Below are 17470 nucleotides of genomic sequence, written 5' to 3' on the forward strand. Positions count from 1 at the left end.
CCATTATGCTAAAAAAAGACTCATTAATTAAAGGCACAATTATACTGGCAGCCGCAGCGCTGGTCGTCCGGTTTCTCGGCTTGTTCCAGCGGATTCCGCTCGAATATATGCTGGGAGCTGCCGGACAGGCGGCATTCAACTCAGCGAATACGATTTACTTATTACTGCTAACGATTGCGACGGGCGGCATACCGCTATCGATTAGTCGTATGATTTCTCAGCGCTATGCGCTTGGCCGCCCCGATGAAGCCAAACGAATTTATCGAGCGGCATTAATGTTTGGAGCAGTGACAGGGATATTGCTTGCCACTGCGATGTTTGTTTTTGCACCAGCTTATGAACGGTTCTCGAAGGTGCCGGATGCAGCTTTATCGCTGCAAGCTATAGCGCCTGCGCTGCTGCTATTTCCTATTATTGCGATGATGCGAGGTTACTTCCAAGGTCGGCAGATCATGTCCGCAGGCGGTATTTCTCAAATCATGGAACAAATTTTAAGGCTTATCGGTGGAATTGGACTAGCCCTGATCGTACTCGGCTGGGGCTGGGGAGATAAGTACGGCGCTGCAGCTATTGCGTTTGGTTCTGTGCTCGGAAGTATTGGTGCATTTTCGGTTATGATGTGGTTTTGGCGGAAGCTGAAAAAACAAGATCAATCGGAGCATGCCAAATCCGCTATAAATGTGAAGGATAAGTCGGCAAAGACAAGCTCCAACCTACCTTATCGGACCATTTATAAAGAAATATTCGGCACTTCCATTCCTGCTGTCGTAACGGCGATGACGGTACAGCTATTGTACTTTTTTGATATAACGATATTTATGCGATTGACGGAATCCTTTTATAATGAAAATTCAGCAACAAAAGCGTTGGCGGATTACTCCACGAAGGCGATGGGGATAGCAGGTATACCTCCGATTCTTGCGATTGCGCTTGGCGCGTCTATTATACCGATCATTTCCTCGGCATTTGCCTTGAATAATATGAAGGAAGTGCAGCGTCAATCCTCGCTCGTCATGCGGATTGTGTTGTTTACAGGCGTACCGGTTGCGCTGCTGCTGGCAGTAGCCTCTTATTCCGTAACTGGACTGTTGTTTACGACTCCAAGCGGAAGCGGGACGGTAGCGATGCTTACAGCCGGAGCGATCTTCCAAATTACAATGATGATTTCGAATTCGATCCTATACGGACTCAACAAGCCTAAGCTGCCGATGAACCATACGTTTATTGGTTTGGCGCTTAAAGTGGTGTTCAGTCTGGCGCTTGCTCCTTTGCTTGGCGTCTATGGATTTATTATTGGATCTACGATTTGTTTCGTTGTCATTACGTACTTGAATTTAAGAAGCATTAATAAGGACGTTAACTTGAACGTGCTAGGCGGCAAATGGATGGCCTATTTGATCGCAATTGCTGTACCTGCCCTCGCAGGCTGGGGAGCTGAGTACGGGGTGCTGGCTATTACGGGAGCATGGGCTGATAAGCTTTCCTATTTCTTGGCAGCAGCTGTTGCATCTGTTGTTGTAGGTTCACTTTATCTCATATTGCTCGCTGCGCTTCGTGTTATCACACCAGAGGATGTGCGCTCGTTCCCAGGGCCGCTCCGCAAATTACTCGGGATTGTTTTAAAGCCATTTTACAAAAAAGCGGTATAATCATAAGTTTTTATGGAAGAAAGGACACAGCCCTTATAGGGGGATGTGTCCTTTTTTTCGTTAGAGCTCCCTTACTGCTTCGAAAACTTTGAAAAACTTAAGCATTCATTAAGCTAATGTTAAGAAATAGCAGAGAGAATTAGTAAGTTTTTTCCTCTAGACTATAAATCAGTAGGATATGGATACATATTAGGGATAAGCGGAGAGGGAGAGAAACGGAAGATGAAAGCAAGGTCAAGGTTTGTTTTATCAGTCGTTGTTTTGGCATTAGTGGCAACTGGCTGCAGCTTTGGAGGAGACAATAAGGATAGTAATAAAATGAAGCAGTCGTCACTGAAGGTCATGTATTACGATGAAGGCATGTTCTTTCAAGATTATGGTATGGTGTTCTCGGCATTATATCCAAATGTTGAAATTGAAGTCATTAGCAATCAGTCGATGTATAGTGAAGAAAATACAGATTACGATACTGCGTTTAACAAATTTATAGAAGAAAAACAGCCTGATATTTTAATGCTGGATGCAGAGAGGTACCAAAAGCTGTCACAAGAAGGCAAGCTGTATGATCTCGATGCTGTTATGGAGAAGGAAAAGTACGAAACCGAGGGATTGATTCCTGGTATGCTTGACTATTTGAAGGAGCAGGGCGGCGGCAAATTATACGGTTTAGCGCCTAGCTTCTACAGCCAGGTTATTTACTACAACAAGGATTTATTTGAAAAATACAAAATTGAGCTTCCGCGAAACCGAATGAGCTGGAATGAAACGATACAATTGGCGAGGCGTTTCCCTACGGGCGGTGATATGAAGGAGCGGGTATACGGTTTGAAAGTGGGATATCGCGAGGAGCTGTTTGATTTGGCCATCATGCTGGCAGAGTCTGAAAAGGTTAGCTATGTGAATGCTGGGCAAAAGCAAATGACCATACATACGGATTCGTGGAAAAATGTATTTCAGCAGGCGCTGGATGCAGTTGACTCAAACGCGCTTTATTTTGAAAGTATGAGCAGCCAAGCGGGAGCGATGTCACAGTCCTATGAGGATTACCTGTTATCAGATCCTTTCCTGTCCGGTCGTTTGGCGATGACGATTCAAGACGTTGGTTACACGAACCAAATCAAGCAGGCAAGCGACTATCCAAGCCTAAAAGATAAGATCGTAAAAAATTGGGACATCGCGACAGCTCCAATCGGACAGCAAAGTCCAGATGAATCGAATATGATGTCATTTAATAATTTATTTGCAATTCGAGCAGACTCTCCAAACAAGGAGGTTGCATGGGATTTTCTTAACTATGTGACAAGCGATGATTATGCGAGAGTAAAATCAAAGTCGAACAATTACAATGGTTTGCCGGTTCGCACCAAATATATTACGGATGTTGAAGGGCATAATTATGCTGCATTCTATGAGTTAAAACCAAGTTCTTTTAATGGCTACAAAAATTTTGACAAGCTGCCTGACACCTTCTACGAGGAATTCACAAAGGCGGTTAAGGAAGAGATGAAAAAGGTGAAGGAAGACGCACAGGATTTAAACTCGGCACTTAGTATATTGCAGGTTAAAGGCCAAGAAATGCTTGCTAAAGAAGATGCTGAACGGGCGGATGGCGCAGCTGCTGGTGAAAGCAGCGAGGCATCGTCCAAAACGGAGTAAGGAATCAATGATAAAGGGGAGCTTTCTTACGCCATTAAGCGAAGTCTGCTCCTTTTTTATTTGCTGCGCCACTCTGTAACATGCATAAATGAACCAATGGATACAGATCATGTTATATTTAATAAGTAGCACACCGCAGGAGGGAGTACAGAGACATGAATAGAGAAACGATACTTATGGTAGATGATGAGAAGGAAATACTAAGCCTAATGGAAATTTATTTTAAAAATGAAGGGTTTACGATGCTAAAGGCATCCAATGGGCTTGAAGCGCTGGAGAAGCTTAATACGCATAAGGTGGATCTTATTATACTTGATGTGATGATGCCTGTTATGGATGGGCTTGAAGCATGCATGAAAATTCGGGAGCAAAACCATATTCCGATTATTATGCTGTCCGCCAAATCGCAGGATATTGATAAAATATCGGGTCTTAGCCTCGGTGCGGACGAATATGTCACGAAGCCATTCAGCCCTCTGGTACTGCTCGCCAGCGTCAAATCTCATATCCGCAGAGCGAAGCAATTTCATTCGAAAGCGAGTCATAATGACAATGAAATCATCATCGATGATCTCATTATAAATACAGCCACGCATACGGTAACCGTTGATCGGCAGGAAATTAAACTGACGCCTCGTGAGTTTTCTATTCTTACCCTGCTAGCAGTCAATCGCGGTATCGTCCTCAGCATGGACAAGATATATGAGAGCGCTTGGAATGAGCCTTTTATGGAATCCAAAAACACCGTTATGGTTCACATCCGTAAAATTCGAGAGAAAATTGAGAAGGACGCCCAAAATCCGAGATTTATCAAAACCGTTTGGGGAATAGGCTATAAAATGGATGCGCTATAGGCAACGTGTGAACCACGTCTTCCACCTGCCTATTTAGATGCAAACCTCGCAAATGAAGGTGCTGAAATGATGAAGAAAAAGAAAAAATTCAACTTAAAGGCAGCTGCAGCAAGTTTAGGAGCAGCGGTGCTGTTTGCTGTGATTGGCTGGATGCTGCTGTGGTTTATGTTAGATATAAAGCCATACGACAAGACAATTATATGGGCAATTGAGAACATCGGATCAAAGCCAATCGCAGCTGTTGCGGGTTTATTGATCTTTGTAATTGGCTACAGGAAGCTTGACCAGCGCGGGGCGAGTGATAATCAGAAGGGTTATAAGTTTTTCCGTACCATTCGCTTATCCTTTATCATTGCTTTCTTACAAAGCTTAGGTCTTATGTTATGCTGCGTCATTGCAGGACATTTGCTTGCCTATTTTCTTATGCAATACACATCGTATAATCGTACATTAATTTGGATCGTAAACAATATTGGTTCTGCCCCTGTCATTGCTATTTTTGGATGTCTGCTTTTTCTAGCGTTATTTTTCTGGACAAGCAGGAACATGATTAACTATTTGAAGGAAATCCGATTTGGCCTGCAGCAGCTGGGTGCTGGGGAGCTTGATTATGTTATTCCTGTCAAAGCGTCGGATGAGCTTGGAGAAATAGCAAGCAGCATAAATGGATTAGGCAAGCAGTTCAATCAGCTGCTGCAGGATGAGCGAAATGCCGAGAAATCAAAAAATGATTTAATTACCGGTGTATCTCATGATCTGCGTACACCGCTTACGTCCATTTTAGGATTCCTTGAGCTGATTGATCAGGATCGATATCAGGATGAGGTAGAGCTTCGATATTTCGTAAATATCGCTTATGAGAAATCGAAGCATCTGAAACGATTGATCGATGATCTGTTTGAATACACAAAGCTAAACAACGGCATGCCGCTGGAGCTTGATGAACTAGACATTGTCGGCTTCGCACTTCAGCTTACCGAGGAGTTTGTTCCAAGCCTAGAGAAGGCGAAAATGACCTGCAATATTCAAACAAAGGAAAATACATTGTTCATTATGGCAGACGGGAATATGCTGGCGCGCGCTTTCGATAATTTAATGACCAACGCCATTCAATATGGCAGCTCAGGCAAAATTATCGATTTGCAGATCGAGAATATAGAGGATCGAGCTGTCATTCGAGTCATTAATTACGGCGAGCAAATTCCGGCACAAGATGTTCCATTTATTTTTGACCGCTTCTACCGTGTTGACAGGTCAAGATCTTCTGAGTCGGGGTCTGGAGGAACGGGGCTTGGACTTGCGATTACCAAAAGTATTATCGAAGCGCAAAATGGACGAATATCGGTTAGCAGTTCCACAAAGGAAACGATATTCGAGATGAGCTTCCCGTTGGCGCATCTTGAAACTTAAGATTTCTTTAAGCATATGTTAAGCGGCTATAAACGCAGTCGATAAGATTTCTCCTCTACACTATCCATTAGTTGGGTAGTTGAGGGGGAAATCATAATGGATCAAAAGAAAAAAGCAGCGCTAGCAATCGTCATTGCTGTCGCTATGATGGTTGGATGGCTGCTGACCGGATGTTCAAATGAGAACAAGGTAAACAGTGTTCAATTGATAGTAAATGGTACAAAGCTAGAGGGCCAAGCACCTGCTATGATTCAAAACGACCGCTTGATGGTGTCGGCGCAATATTTGGAGCAAGCGTTTGACAAGCAGTATGATTTATTCAATATGTCTTCTAGTAACAAGAGTGTTTATTATTCAGAGCAGGTCGCTGTTCTTATGTATCATGATATCGCAATAAAACCTCAGTCTGATGGCATAATTGCTGTGGAGCGGTTTAAAAAACAAATGCAGCTTGTGAAGCAAAACGGCTTTCAAGTTATTACTATTGAACAATATATTAACTTCATGCAAGGAAAAGGCCATGTGCCGGACAATGCGCTGTTGATTACATTTGACGACGGCTATGAAAGCTTTTATAAGCTTGCTTATCCGATTCTGAAGGAATACGGTTATCCTGCTGTCAATTTTGTAATCGTCTCGACGATCGATGACCGTACGAAGCCGGGAACGCCCAAGCTGACTTGGGATCAGATGAGGGAAATGCAGCAAGCGGGAATGAGCTTTATGAGCCACACCTTTGATATGCATCGTTATGGAGCAGTGAATGAACACGGAAATGAAGCGCCTGTCATGTCCAAGCTTAATTATGATAAACAAAAGAAAAAGATGGAAACAAAGGCGGAGTACGTTGAACGGTTGAAAAAAGATTTGCTTAGGGCTGAGGATCGGCTGAAGAGTGAACTCGGCAATAAGGTGAGTACGCTTGCGTTTCCATATGGTGCTTATAGTGAAGCAGTTCTGGAGCTGACCAAAGCGGTAGGTATACCTATTACGTTTACGACGAAAGAAGGCATTAACTCTAAGTTTCATCACAATGGCTTCCGAATCAATGGGGCAAGAGCAGGTGAAACCGAAGATGAGCTTTTCCGTAAGTTGAAGGGCGATCATTCTGCTAAGCTGTTTATTGACGAGAAAGAGTTTCCTGACATCCATTTCTCCGAGAAATCTGGTACTGAGGTGCAAATGATTGCGTTGCGAGACATTGCAAATTATTATGATTGGAAAATCTATTGGCGTAGTGATACAAAGCAAGTGGAAATCCAAACAAAACAGTCGTAATGGCTGCTTGTAAAAGGCTTGAAAATTCGACAAAACTAGTGCTTTCCATACATTTACAACAAATAGAGTCTCCTGTACAATGAGTAGAGTTTGTGAATAACAATAACCTGCTTATTGATGTTCGATAACAAAGGAGACGAGTGGATGAAATCATTTTTAGCAAGACCAAGCAAGTTATTGATTCTTTTATTAGCTTTAACACTTATTTTCGTTGCCGGTTGTCAAGCGGTTTCCAATCTTGATTTTAATACGGCGCTCAAAAATTCACTTAAAGTTACTTCAAGTGAAAGCAAGCAATCGCTAGAATTTAAGCTCTTGCTAGATGAGGAAGCCTATGAAGGTGCTCCTGAAGAGGAACTTGCCATGATGAAGCTGGTTTCCAATATGAAGCTTCAGCTGGATCATGTTAAAGCGCAGGACAGCTCAAATATCTCCATGGATGGAAGCCTCGTTTTTGGAGAAGCGGCAAGCATTAAATTTTCATTGAAAATGTCTGACAAACTTGCTGTGATGGAGCTTGAGGGAGCAAAGCATCCTTTTGTGCTTGATTTGACGAGCGAGGGCTTGCTTGGTTTGACAGGGGTATCAGATTTGACGGGATTGCCAGCGGGAGCAGCATCTGCTGAAGCTCCGGCTGTTGATGAAGCGGCGCTAACTGCGCTTGGCCACCAGATGCTGGATACCATTGGCTCGTATGTTATACATAACCTGCCAAATCCAGAACGAATTGAAGTGAAGCCAGTAAATGAATCCATTAATGGTTCACCGACTTCATTGATGAAAGTGCATGTTGACCTCGATGGTCCTGAAATTTGGGCATGGGTGAAAAAATATGTTGATGCACTTGTTGCTGATCGTGTTGGTTTAGACAAGATGATAACAGGCGTGTTTGAGATTCTTCAGAGCAATCCAAATGTATGGGCAGCTGCAGGTACGATTAACCCATTTGAAGGCAGCGGATTAGATGCTCAGGATCCTAAGGAAGCGATCAAGGAAGCAACGGACGCTATCGCTCTTCTCTTAACGGAGCTGCAGGGCGAGCTGAAGCTGCTAGAGGAAGAGCCGGATGAAACATTAGATGAAATTTTCAGCAAGGACTTAACCATCAAAGCAGATGTTTATTTCGATAATAAGCTGGATATTCGGAAGCAAGCCTATGAGCTTTCTTATGTTCCAACAGTGGATCTAGAATACGGTATTTTGCCGGTTAAAGGGCTGACAATCAAGGTTGAAAGCGAAACTTGGAATGTAAACGGCGATGTAAAGGCAGATGCGCCTGTAGCATCCAAGACGGATATTTCTGTAGATAAGCTTTTTGGCATGCAAGGTTATCAAGTATTGAAGCAATTTGATGAAAAATCATTTGCTTATGATTTATTGAAAAATAAATTGCATATCGGCAAGCAGAACATCACATGGTATCCTTCTGATTATTATAATCCTGTCATTTTGACTGCCGACAATATTACAATTATTCCTCTCCGCGATACGGTTGAGCAGTTGGGTGCTACTCTCACGTATGACGCAAAAACAAAAAGCTTAAAAGTTAATGATGGAGCTACAAATACGACCATTGTTCTAAAAAATGGCAGCGATACAGCCGTCGTTAACGGTAAAAATGTAAAATGGGCGTTCCCGGTAACCGTTATTAATGGTACGACTTATGTTCCAGCGCGTAATTTGGCTGCAGCATTAAAAGCAAAGATTGGCTGGGTCGACATGGGCGAAGACATGAGAATATTTACGCTGGATCGGGAAGTCTAAGCAGCATAAGATCATGTTAAATACAACGATGTGCAGAGGTGCGAGATGAAAAAGTTAACGACAGATGAGGCTTTCCGCGAAGCAGTGGCAAGCGAAGGGCTCACGATTGCAGTATTTAAGACGACTTGGTGCAAGGATTGCCATTTTATCGATCCGTTTATGCCGGATTTAGAACGTCATTATGAGGGCAAGGTTACTTTCATCGAGCTGGATCGCGACGATCTACCTGATCTTTGCTCCGAACTGAACATACTGGGCATACCGAGCTTTATCGCTTTCCGTGAAAGCAAGGAGCTAGTTAGATTCGTTAGCAAGCTGCGCAAATCACGCGAGGAAATCGAGGAATTCGTCGATCGTGCCATCCAAGTCAGCGATGCGCTGGCTCAAAAGTAATCGTTAGTCCGCGCCTTAGAGAATTCATTCTCTCAGCGCGGGCTTTCCTTTTTTTCAGTGCTTCTACTTGAAGTGTCACATTTTCAACATGGCTTTTGCCTTTTTTTATGGCTATAATTGAACTGTTATTAAAACATGAAATAAGGTGATTTTATTATGGTAACCGGGCGTTTTCGCGCGTTAGCTCTCGCTGCGTGCATCGGAATGCTTCTTGTACTGCTCGGCGGAGCATTAGTGACGAATACGGATTCTGGACGAGGCTGCGGTGATGACTGGCCTTTGTGTCATGGCAAATTTATTCCTGCTTATACAATTGAATCCATGATTGAATATTCACATCGGCTTGTGACAGGTTTTGAAGGTCTTCTTGTTCTCGCTACTGCCGTTGCAATGTTCCGTAAATTTAGGCAAAACCGAAAAAGCTACAAGGAGCCACTTTTTTATGCGGGCGGTGCATTGTTATTCACAATTATCCAAGCGTTAATGGGGGCGGCCGCCGTCATGTGGCCTCAATCGCCACCTATTATGGCCATACATTTTGGTATTTCATTAATCGCTTTTGCAGCAACACTGTTGTTAGTAATTTGGACGTTTAGAGCGAAAGACGGACCGCCAGTGGAGTTTAAAGTACCGCGCTCAATTTTCCCTCGCGTCCTGCTTACCGCTATCTTTTGTTACGTTGTTGTATATTTGGGAGCATTCATTCGGCATACGGAGTCTGGCGGCGGATGTCTAGGCTGGCCGCTTTGTAACGGTGAAGTAATTCCAGAGATTAGCGGAGCAACAGGAGCGGTATTTATCCACCGTGTGGCTGCTTTGCTGCTAGGTATCAGCCTTGCAGGATTGTATCTCCATATTCGTAAGGTCAGCCATGGCGGAGCTGGATTAACGAAGCCTGCTGCGTGGACGCTCGGACTTGTCATTACTCAAATTTTCAGCGGCGCACTTTTGACAGCTACGATTACAAACTCAGAGTGGTTTCTGTTCACCAATTTATTGCACAATCTGATTGTAACCGGATTGTTTGGATTATTAATGGACATATTAATTCGTTCATGGCGCCTCAGAGAAGGGCGCAAAGGATAGTAAAAGCATTTGAAATGATCAAAGTCAGCTGTAAGCATGTAAATGTAGAAGGGACTGTTCGATGATGCTGCGTTTCCTGTTTGATGAACCCTTAAGAAAAGCGGAAGGAACCCTTGCAGAAACGTATCGTTTCATGGATCAGTTCATCTCCATTTTGTCCAAAAAAATGGCCGAGAACGGAGCTGACGTTCAAAAGCTGCGAAAATATGAGATTTGGACTCTTGGACTTCGTTCTTCATTGGACGAGCTAGAGCAAAGCCATTATGTCGCCCTTCATTTCCAACATAAAATTACTTCCTCATCTCTCAAACAAATGACAGATGAGGAACGTATCCATTATAATCGTTATATCTACTTTGATAAAAACGCTTTTATCCGTGTATTTTCTTTGCTGGATAAGCTTGGTACGTTCCTTAATGAGCTGCTCGATATGAGAACGGAGCGGATCAAGCCGCATTTTTCCTATTTCACCGTTTTGCGCAACATGAGGGAGAAGAAAGCTCATCCAGGGCTTACTTGGAAGCTGAATGATGTGAAGGAGAAATACAAGGAATCAACAACAAGGATGCGCAAGCGCAGAAATACCGAGATTCATTTTATGAACTCGGAGATGCAAGATGATCTTATTCAAAGCAGCCGTATGTACGGTGAAGAGATCAAGCTGGAAAATGTAGCAGAGCAATCCGCTGATTTGACGCAGGGTCTATATTTAGCGATGGAGTCGCTACTGCTCACGTATCAATACGCATGCGGATTGATGCGAAACAAGCAACCATAATCCCGAGGGGGGAAAACTCGTGGGACTCAAAGGGAAAACAGCATTAGTAACAGGCAGCGCTAAGGGACTCGGCAAACGAACGGCGCTCCAGCTTGCTGAGCAAGGCTGCAATGTTGTCATTAACTACTACGAGAGCGAGCTTGAAGCACAGCAGGTAAAGGCAAAGATCGAGCAGCTTGGTGTAAAGGCAATTACCGTGCAGGCTGATATTGCTACGACTGAGGGCGTTGAGCGGCTTGCTGACGAGGCTGAGCGCTCGTTTGGCGGCGTAGATATACTGGTCAACAACGCAGGCCCATTTGTCCGCAAGCGGCGTCTATTCAGCGAATATGATGAAGAGACTATTATTAGACTGCTCCACGGCAATTTGTTAGGCGTTATGCTGCTGGATCATCGCCTGCTGCCAGGCATGCGTGAGCGCAAATGGGGACGTATCGTTCACTTTGGCTTCGGACATGCAGGAGAAGCGCGGGCTTGGCCGCATCGAGCGGTATATGCCGCAGCGAAGACAGGACTTGTCTCGTTTACGAAGTCATTAGCAGTCGAAGAGGCACCGCATGGCATTACGGTTAATTTAATCGGGCCTGGAGATATTCGGGGCGTCAACAAGGAACGATCTATAGCCGAGGTTGAGGAAGACTACGATAAAGAATCGCCGATTGGACGTCCGGGTACTGGGGAGGATGTAGCGCGCGTGGTGCTGTTTCTATGTGACCGGCAATCGAATTTCTTGACGGGCAATGTAATTGATGTCACAGGCGGCTTCGATCCAATCGTCGCCAATATTAAAGGGATGTTCTGATCTTATAGGAATTAAAAAAAAGAGTCTTATCGTTAAGCTTCGGAGCTAGCTCCTATGCTGTCGATAAGACTCTTCATCATTTGTCATGCCTAGAGCAATCATGATTCGTTCTTATATTTTTAGAATACTTGAACGACTTCGATTACACCTTCAACTTCTTCGAGAAGTGCGCGTTCGATACCCGCTTTAAGCGTGATCGTCGAGCTTGGGCAGCTTCCGCATGCACCCATTAGGCGAAGCTTGATGATGCCGCCTTCAACATCGACTAGTTCAACATCGCCGCCGTCGCGCTGCAAAAACGGACGAAGCTTATCGAGTACGTCCAATACTTCATCGTACATTGTGTCTTGTACTTGTTCACTCATTGCAATCATCTCCTTTCTCCCCTATTATAGTACAAAGTGAAGCAATTGAAAATGGATAGTAACTTAGTAAAGTTAGGTGAGGCCTCATGTTTAAAACAATGATTGAGTTTTGTGCCAGTAATATGCACCACGGCACTGATCGTATAATGCAATTATTTGAGCAAAATGATGAATACGAAGTAACCGAATATGGCTGCTTAGGCAACTGCGGCGAATGTTATTTGAACCCATTTGCGTTAGTTGAGGGTGCAATCGTATCCGCAGACTCGGTAGACGAGCTGTACGACAATATTTTGAAAGCCATTGAGCAGCAAAAGGCAGATCAAGATGCGCTGGATAAGCTGCTCGATGATTTGTAATACCATGTACTAGCCAAGGTGACGTTTAGATCTCCAAAGCACTCCACTCTTAACAAGGCGCGGCACACGGCCCATAATCGCGGTTCCGCCCATCAAGCCGAAGCCGCTTTTTTTGCCAAGTGAACCGAGAACGCCTTTTAGCTTGATTTTGCCAAGACGAGGTGTCTTATCATGCCAGATAGCCTGCAGGACCTCGGCAATTTGCTTGCCTTGGGCACCTGCGGCTTGACCGCTTGGCGACAGCGGCAGTGCCGCGCAGTCACCAACGATAAATACATCGGTATGATCCGGCAATTGATGGTATTCATTAATGATAAGTCTGCCTTGATTATCCTTCGGCAATTCCATTCGCTGCACAAGCGGTACAGGCTGGATGCCTGCTGTCCATACCGTTACGTCTGTATAAATAGGCGTTGAAGAATTGCCATCATGCAAAATGCCGCCTTCGACTTTTGTAAGTCCGACATGGCCGCGCATTTCAACATGATGCTCTCCGAACCATTCCGCTACAAAGGATTGCAGCTTGCTCGGGAAAGCCGAGAGCACCTTAGGCCCGCGATCCAAAATGCGAATGTTAAGATCAGGACGACTCTCGCGCAGTTCCGCTGCAACCTCGACACCGCTTAGTCCGCCGCCTACAATGGACACTTGGCCATAGGGTTTAACGTCATTGAGCTGAGCGTAGGTTTGTCTAGCGGCTGAGAAGGTCTGAATGCTCGTAGAATACAGCTCAGCGCCTTCAATCCCATGATATTTATCCGTACATCCAAGGCCGATCACAAGCCATTCATATTCCATTGATTCTTGACCTTCGATATGAACAAGCTTCAGCTCCATATCCACATCGGTGACCTCGCCGTAAGCGAGTGAAATTCTTGGATCAACCGGAAACTTTACGCGAAGCTCCAGGTCTGAAACGGTTCCTGCAGCAAGCGCGTAATATTCCGTTTTTAAGCCTTGAAAAGGCATTCGGTCAATCAGTACGATGGAAACATCGATCGGCAACTGTTTTTCTAAGAGCTCGTTAGCTATGGCAAGACCGCCATAACCTCCGCCCAAAATAATAAGTTTTCTCATATGATTTCCAACTCCACGTTTCTAGATGATGGTCTATTTTGTGCGTTCGTGTTGTAGATTACTCACTCGTAAACTTTAATTTCATTGTAAAAAGTATCACGTTCTACCGGAATTCGTCCTGCGCCTTTAATGAGCCAAATGAGATCTTCGCGCGTTATGCCTTCAGGAGTTAGGGCACCTGCAGCATGGCTGATTTTTTCCTTCACAATCGTGCCATGCGCATCCGATGCTCCCATCGTTAATGCGACTTGAGTAAGCTGTACACCAATGTTAATAAAGTAAGCTTTAATATGCTGGAAGTTGTCAAGTATCAAACGGCTAATTGCAATCGTCTTAAGATCCTCGAATGCTGAATTACGTCTGCGAATGCCAGCTCTTGGATTAATCGGCTGCATGGAAAGCGGAATAAATACTTGGAAGCCGTTTGTTTCGTCTTGAAGATCACGAATATGCATCATGTGGCGGATGCGGTCTTCTTTCGTTTCAATTGAACCATATAGCATGGTTGTGTGCGTGCGCAGGCCTAGTTCATGGGCAGTCCGGTGAACCTGCAAATATTGGGTAACATCGGCTTTGTCTACACGCATTTTTTTGCGGTAATGATCTGATAATATTTCTGCGCCTCCGCCTGTTAGTGACTTCAGGCCGGCTTTCATGAGCTCCTCAAGCACCTCGCGGTAAGTCAAGCCGCTGATTCGGGAGAAAAAGTCGATCTCCGCAGCAGTATAAGCCTTAAGAGTTACGTCGGGATAACGCTCATTTAATGCTTTCAAAGAATCTACATAATATTGGAAAGGAACATTCGGATTATGACCGCCTACGATATGAAATTCCCGAACGCCAGGGTGGAAATGCTGTTCTACATATTCAATCATTTGCTCGCCGCTAAGCGTGTAGGAGCCTTCCTCGCCTTCATCCTTTCGGAAGTTGCAAAATGCACAATGGGCTTCACATACGTTCGTAAAGTAAAGACTCATGTTTTCAATAAAATAAACCTTCTTGCCATTTTTGCGCAAGGCAACTTCATTTGCGAGCTGCCCAATTGTAAGCAGATCGTCTGATTGATATAAGAAAACACCATCTTCAAGCGTTAAACGCTGCCCATGACGCACTTTTTCAATAATGTGCTGCATCTTTGTATCCTCTGTCGGTATTATAACGTTCATGGCTAAGCCTCCTGATTTAAGTAGTTTGTGAAAAAAATAACTTTCTTTTCCGATTAAAGAAGCTGTAACTATTATAAACCTCATACGTAGCAGGGGCAATAAGAAAAGTATTGGCATTTACACAAATTGTAAATTTCATTTATGGGCATGCTTCTATTGAGCAACTGAACAAACTGGAGTATACTACAAATAAGTAAGTGAAAAGTAATCAGCAATTAAAACGAATGATGGATAAACGGAGGGATGTAGCATGATCACAATCAGTGATACAGCATCTGACAAAATAAAAGAAATGCTTGCTGAAGAGGGCGGCCCTGAAATGTTTTTGCGCATTGGCGTAAAAGAAGGCGGCTGCAGTGGTTTCTCTTACGGCATGGGCTTTGACGATGAAGAGCATGAAGGCGATAAGGCTTTAGATATGGAAGGCCTTAAAGTGGTTGTAGATGGAGAAAGCGTCAAATACTTAACCGGTCTTGTTATCGATTTTAAGGAATCGGCAATGGGCGGCGGCTTTACGATCGAGAACCCGAATGCAAGTGCAACTTGCGGCTGCGGTTCATCGTTCCGCACAGCGAAGGATGCAGGAAAACCAGCTGCAGCAGGCGAGTGCTAATAACGAGCGGTGAATGTTATCTTCCGAAATGCGTATGAAATTCATATGCATTCCGGAAGTTTTTTTTGTTGTCGGTTTGGCTTTAAGTCTATAAATCGATCATCTTGGGGGATAACAGCGCATGAAATTTATTCGTGATTATAGACAGTTTATTGAGGTAGGCTGCACATCATGCAATAGAAAGCATACAGTTCAAACAGACAACTATACGATTTCCTCAGAAGGCTATGCGTTCCATTCACCGATCCAATGTGCTTGCGGTCACCTGGCGAGCACGGCAATAAAGGACAAGAGAACATGGACAACCATGAAAACCGAAAAAAATGAAATGATGAAAAGAAATAAAGCGACGACGATTAAGCTAATGTTAGTGATTGGTTTTACGATCGTATTTTTTGCAGGTGAAATGTTCTATTTGCTGAATAAAAATGAAGCGGAGCAGAAGAGCGCTCAACATGATGCAGAGAAAGAGTCATCCAGCCTTATTGTTGTTCAAATGCAGGAGAACTTCTAATAATAATGGGATTGAATGCAGGCATCAAAAAAATTTTCAAAACAGGTATAAGGCAGTAAAATGATGTGCATATTATATTTGACGGTGTGAAGAGAGGTGTGGTTCCGTTGGACCTTTTGGTGCTAGGGCTGCAGGAGGAACTTATTTAATCACTAAGCTTTTATGAAAGCGAGGGGTTGTGTCGCAGAGCATCTCTGAACACACACGCTAAGCGCAATCCATTAAAACGGAATGTGTACAAGCGGTGCCCAAGTAATCTTAACAATGTGAAGTGTTAGATGTGAAGACTCGTACGATCAAACACCGTCGAAGAAGGAGCCTGTAAAAGGGCTCCTTTTTTCTATGCCGAAATCACTGTGCACTTAAGGTAATGATGGTTTGGATGGCATTAATTCAGGGAATTCCCTGACATACAAAGCATTTGCTTAGCTTTATAATAAGGTTAGAGATTGCTTGTATTTCCTGAAGGAGGAATGAGGATGAAGACGATAGAAGCGGAAATCGCTGCATACATCGAGCGATTGAAGAGGGAGACAGGCAGCGATTTCGCTATACTCGGCTTGATCGATACGGGCAAACGTAAACTGCGCTGGTCCAAGGCATCAGGCAGTATAAGTGAGCGCACACCGCTTGTTGAGCAGAAGTCATCTGCGGGTTTGTCCGGTACTGCGATACGCTCCGGCAGAACCGCAAGCACAAGCTCGGCTATGACCGATACGGTGCGGTTCAAGTTAGGAGAGCCGATTCTGCTGACGGAGCAGCTGCGCATTGCTGCAAGCGTACCCATTCAAACGCCTAAAGGCATCTGCGGCGTTCTGCTTATCGGTAGACGCTCGGAGAAGACCTATGTCGCCGAAGAGCTCGAGAAGGCTTCACATATTACAGTAGAGCTCTCATCAATGCTCGTTTGATGATGGCTTTTTTTGACTGTAAATACAATTCACTGCCTAATGTAAGCTATACTAGTATAGATAAAAGAAATGATAGACTCATATCGACTGAGGTATCATTCCAGTGAGGGGAGAATAAGATGATTAAGCTGCTTATTTGTGATGATCATGCCATGGTCAGATCGGGTCTAGCGATGCTGCTTCACGGCAAGCATGATATCGAAGTAGTAGGGGAAGCTTCGGAAGGGGACGAAGCCATTCAGATGGCACAGCAATTAGTGCCGGATGTCGTATTGATGGATCTAAGTATGCCGCATGGCAAAGACGGGATGACAGCAACGACGGAGCTGAAGAAGCTGCTGCCTGAGACGGCGGTTCTTATTTTGACGATGCATGACGATGACGAATATTTGTTCCGTGCGATTCATATCGGAGCTTCAGGCTATATTTTGAAAAATGCGCCTCATGATGAGCTCATATCAGCTATTCAGTCGGTAGCGCAAGGAAATGCATATCTTTATCCTACGGCTACCAAGCGGTTGATGAGTGAATATCTCGTCAAGCTGAAGCAAGGCGGGGAGGACAACAGCCCTTACAACACGTTATCTGAGCGTGAAAAGGAGATTTTGGGCTGGATCGCCAAAGGGTATTCAAATAAGGAAATAGCGGAAAGTTTAATTATCAGCGTAAAGACAGTCGAGACTCACAAAAGCCATGTCATGGATAAGCTCGGGCTTAGAACAAGGCCGGAGCTCATTAAGTTTGCGCTAGAGAAGGGGCTGCTGCATTTTGATTAAGCATGGCGGTAACAACTTT

General features: G+C 44.2%; 18 protein-coding genes. 15 read left to right on the plus strand and 3 right to left on the minus strand.

The window, feature by feature from the left end; translation table 11 throughout:
• The first annotated feature begins 5 nt into the window (after positions 1 to 5).
• The 10 genes from ACIFSR_RS22130 (at position 6) to ACIFSR_RS22175 (ending at position 11670) form a co-directional block, all read left to right on the plus strand.
• On the plus strand, positions 6 to 1649 hold the full coding sequence (locus ACIFSR_RS22130; protein ID WP_339204473.1) for a putative polysaccharide biosynthesis protein: 1644 nt from the start codon (positions 6 to 8) through the stop codon (positions 1647 to 1649).
• 222 nt (positions 1650 to 1871) lie between these two features.
• Complete coding sequence (locus ACIFSR_RS22135) at positions 1872 to 3305, plus strand: ABC transporter substrate-binding protein (RefSeq protein ID WP_430059999.1); 1434 nt, start codon at positions 1872 to 1874, stop codon at positions 3303 to 3305.
• Between the two features lie 155 nt (positions 3306 to 3460).
• On the plus strand, positions 3461 to 4159 hold the full coding sequence (locus ACIFSR_RS22140) for a response regulator transcription factor (RefSeq protein WP_339204471.1): 699 nt from the start codon (positions 3461 to 3463) through the stop codon (positions 4157 to 4159).
• 66 nt (positions 4160 to 4225) lie between these two features.
• Entirely contained in the window at positions 4226 to 5569 is a 1344-nt protein-coding gene (locus ACIFSR_RS22145; RefSeq protein ID WP_430060001.1) for a sensor histidine kinase, read from the plus strand.
• A 96-nt stretch (positions 5570 to 5665) separates the two neighbouring features.
• Positions 5666 to 6847, plus strand: coding sequence for a polysaccharide deacetylase family protein (locus tag ACIFSR_RS22150; RefSeq protein ID WP_430060003.1), 1182 nt, complete (start codon positions 5666 to 5668; stop codon positions 6845 to 6847).
• A 144-nt stretch (positions 6848 to 6991) separates the two neighbouring features.
• Positions 6992 to 8611 carry a copper amine oxidase N-terminal domain-containing protein gene (locus ACIFSR_RS22155; RefSeq protein ID WP_430060005.1) on the plus strand — a complete coding sequence of 540 codons (1620 nt, stop codon included), beginning with the start codon at positions 6992 to 6994 and terminating at the stop codon, positions 8609 to 8611.
• Between the two features lie 45 nt (positions 8612 to 8656).
• The gene (locus ACIFSR_RS22160; protein WP_339204466.1) at positions 8657 to 9004 is read left to right on the plus strand and encodes a thioredoxin family protein; all 348 of its coding nucleotides are present in this window, start codon (positions 8657 to 8659) and stop codon (positions 9002 to 9004) included.
• 156 nt (positions 9005 to 9160) lie between these two features.
• Complete coding sequence (locus tag ACIFSR_RS22165; RefSeq protein WP_339204465.1) at positions 9161 to 10090, plus strand: COX15/CtaA family protein; 930 nt, start codon at positions 9161 to 9163, stop codon at positions 10088 to 10090.
• Positions 10091 to 10151: 61 nt separating this feature from the next.
• Positions 10152 to 10868 carry a Cthe_2314 family HEPN domain-containing protein gene (locus ACIFSR_RS22170; RefSeq protein WP_339204464.1) on the plus strand — a complete coding sequence of 239 codons (717 nt, stop codon included), beginning with the start codon at positions 10152 to 10154 and terminating at the stop codon, positions 10866 to 10868.
• Positions 10869 to 10887: 19 nt separating this feature from the next.
• Complete coding sequence (locus ACIFSR_RS22175) at positions 10888 to 11670, plus strand: SDR family oxidoreductase (RefSeq protein WP_430060007.1); 783 nt, start codon at positions 10888 to 10890, stop codon at positions 11668 to 11670.
• Positions 11671 to 11789: 119 nt separating this feature from the next.
• On the opposite strand, the gene ACIFSR_RS22180 is transcribed toward ACIFSR_RS22175, so the two are convergent.
• Positions 11790 to 12035, minus strand: a complete 246-nt coding sequence (locus tag ACIFSR_RS22180; protein WP_054026871.1) for a NifU family protein — start codon at positions 12033 to 12035, stop codon at positions 11790 to 11792.
• 86 nt (positions 12036 to 12121) lie between these two features.
• Between ACIFSR_RS22180 and ACIFSR_RS22185 the strand changes: the two genes are divergently transcribed.
• A complete protein-coding gene (locus ACIFSR_RS22185; RefSeq protein WP_339204462.1) occupies positions 12122 to 12394 on the plus strand; it encodes a YuzB family protein in 273 nt (90 codons plus the stop codon).
• A gap of 9 nt (positions 12395 to 12403) precedes the next feature.
• Here the strand turns inward: ACIFSR_RS22185 and ACIFSR_RS22190 are convergent, their stop codons facing one another.
• Positions 12404 to 13471, minus strand: coding sequence for an NAD(P)/FAD-dependent oxidoreductase (locus tag ACIFSR_RS22190; RefSeq protein WP_430060009.1), 1068 nt, complete (start codon positions 13469 to 13471; stop codon positions 12404 to 12406).
• Positions 13472 to 13533: 62 nt separating this feature from the next.
• Complete coding sequence (mqnE, locus tag ACIFSR_RS22195) at positions 13534 to 14637, minus strand: aminofutalosine synthase MqnE (RefSeq protein WP_430060011.1); 1104 nt, start codon at positions 14635 to 14637, stop codon at positions 13534 to 13536.
• Between the two features lie 250 nt (positions 14638 to 14887).
• On the opposite strand from mqnE, the gene erpA reads away from it, so the two are divergent.
• From erpA to ACIFSR_RS22215, 4 genes are all read left to right on the plus strand, one after another.
• Positions 14888 to 15250, plus strand: a complete 363-nt coding sequence (gene erpA, locus ACIFSR_RS22200) for an iron-sulfur cluster insertion protein ErpA (protein ID WP_339204459.1) — start codon at positions 14888 to 14890, stop codon at positions 15248 to 15250.
• A gap of 121 nt (positions 15251 to 15371) precedes the next feature.
• Positions 15372 to 15764, plus strand: coding sequence for a hypothetical protein (locus ACIFSR_RS22205; protein ID WP_430060013.1), 393 nt, complete (start codon positions 15372 to 15374; stop codon positions 15762 to 15764).
• Between the two features lie 479 nt (positions 15765 to 16243).
• Complete coding sequence (locus tag ACIFSR_RS22210; RefSeq protein ID WP_076267530.1) at positions 16244 to 16675, plus strand: GAF domain-containing protein; 432 nt, start codon at positions 16244 to 16246, stop codon at positions 16673 to 16675.
• 119 nt (positions 16676 to 16794) lie between these two features.
• Positions 16795 to 17451, plus strand: a complete 657-nt coding sequence (locus ACIFSR_RS22215; RefSeq protein WP_076267531.1) for a response regulator transcription factor — start codon at positions 16795 to 16797, stop codon at positions 17449 to 17451.
• The last annotated feature ends 19 nt before the right edge of the window (positions 17452 to 17470 follow it).

Origin of the sequence: Paenibacillus sp. NRS-1760, from assembly GCF_050467785.1 — a bacterium.
Classification (GTDB): domain Bacteria; phylum Bacillota; class Bacilli; order Paenibacillales; family Paenibacillaceae; genus Pristimantibacillus.

Bases quoted from the DNA above. Each gene is read 5' to 3' on its own strand.
- ACIFSR_RS22130 (WP_339204473.1), top strand. From the start codon at position 6: ATGCTAAAAAAAGACTCATTAATTAAAGGCACAATTATACTGGCAGCC.
- ACIFSR_RS22135 (WP_430059999.1), top strand. From the start codon at position 1,872: ATGAAAGCAAGGTCAAGGTTTGTTTTATCAGTCGTTGTTTTGGCATTA.
- ACIFSR_RS22140 (WP_339204471.1), top strand. From the start codon at position 3,461: ATGAATAGAGAAACGATACTTATGGTAGATGATGAGAAGGAAATACTA.
- ACIFSR_RS22145 (WP_430060001.1), top strand. From the start codon at position 4,226: ATGATGAAGAAAAAGAAAAAATTCAACTTAAAGGCAGCTGCAGCAAGT.
- ACIFSR_RS22150 (WP_430060003.1), top strand. From the start codon at position 5,666: ATGGATCAAAAGAAAAAAGCAGCGCTAGCAATCGTCATTGCTGTCGCT.
- ACIFSR_RS22155 (WP_430060005.1), top strand. From the start codon at position 6,992: ATGAAATCATTTTTAGCAAGACCAAGCAAGTTATTGATTCTTTTATTA.
- ACIFSR_RS22160 (WP_339204466.1), top strand. From the start codon at position 8,657: ATGAAAAAGTTAACGACAGATGAGGCTTTCCGCGAAGCAGTGGCAAGC.
- ACIFSR_RS22165 (WP_339204465.1), top strand. From the start codon at position 9,161: ATGGTAACCGGGCGTTTTCGCGCGTTAGCTCTCGCTGCGTGCATCGGA.
- ACIFSR_RS22170 (WP_339204464.1), top strand. From the start codon at position 10,152: ATGATGCTGCGTTTCCTGTTTGATGAACCCTTAAGAAAAGCGGAAGGA.
- ACIFSR_RS22180 (WP_054026871.1), bottom strand. From the start codon at position 12,035: ATGAGTGAACAAGTACAAGACACAATGTACGATGAAGTATTGGACGTA.
- ACIFSR_RS22185 (WP_339204462.1), top strand. From the start codon at position 12,122: ATGTTTAAAACAATGATTGAGTTTTGTGCCAGTAATATGCACCACGGC.
- ACIFSR_RS22190 (WP_430060009.1), bottom strand. From the start codon at position 13,471: ATGAGAAAACTTATTATTTTGGGCGGAGGTTATGGCGGTCTTGCCATA.
- mqnE (WP_430060011.1), bottom strand. From the start codon at position 14,637: ATGAACGTTATAATACCGACAGAGGATACAAAGATGCAGCACATTATT.
- erpA (WP_339204459.1), top strand. From the start codon at position 14,888: ATGATCACAATCAGTGATACAGCATCTGACAAAATAAAAGAAATGCTT.
- ACIFSR_RS22205 (WP_430060013.1), top strand. From the start codon at position 15,372: ATGAAATTTATTCGTGATTATAGACAGTTTATTGAGGTAGGCTGCACA.
- ACIFSR_RS22210 (WP_076267530.1), top strand. From the start codon at position 16,244: ATGAAGACGATAGAAGCGGAAATCGCTGCATACATCGAGCGATTGAAG.
- ACIFSR_RS22215 (WP_076267531.1), top strand. From the start codon at position 16,795: ATGATTAAGCTGCTTATTTGTGATGATCATGCCATGGTCAGATCGGGT.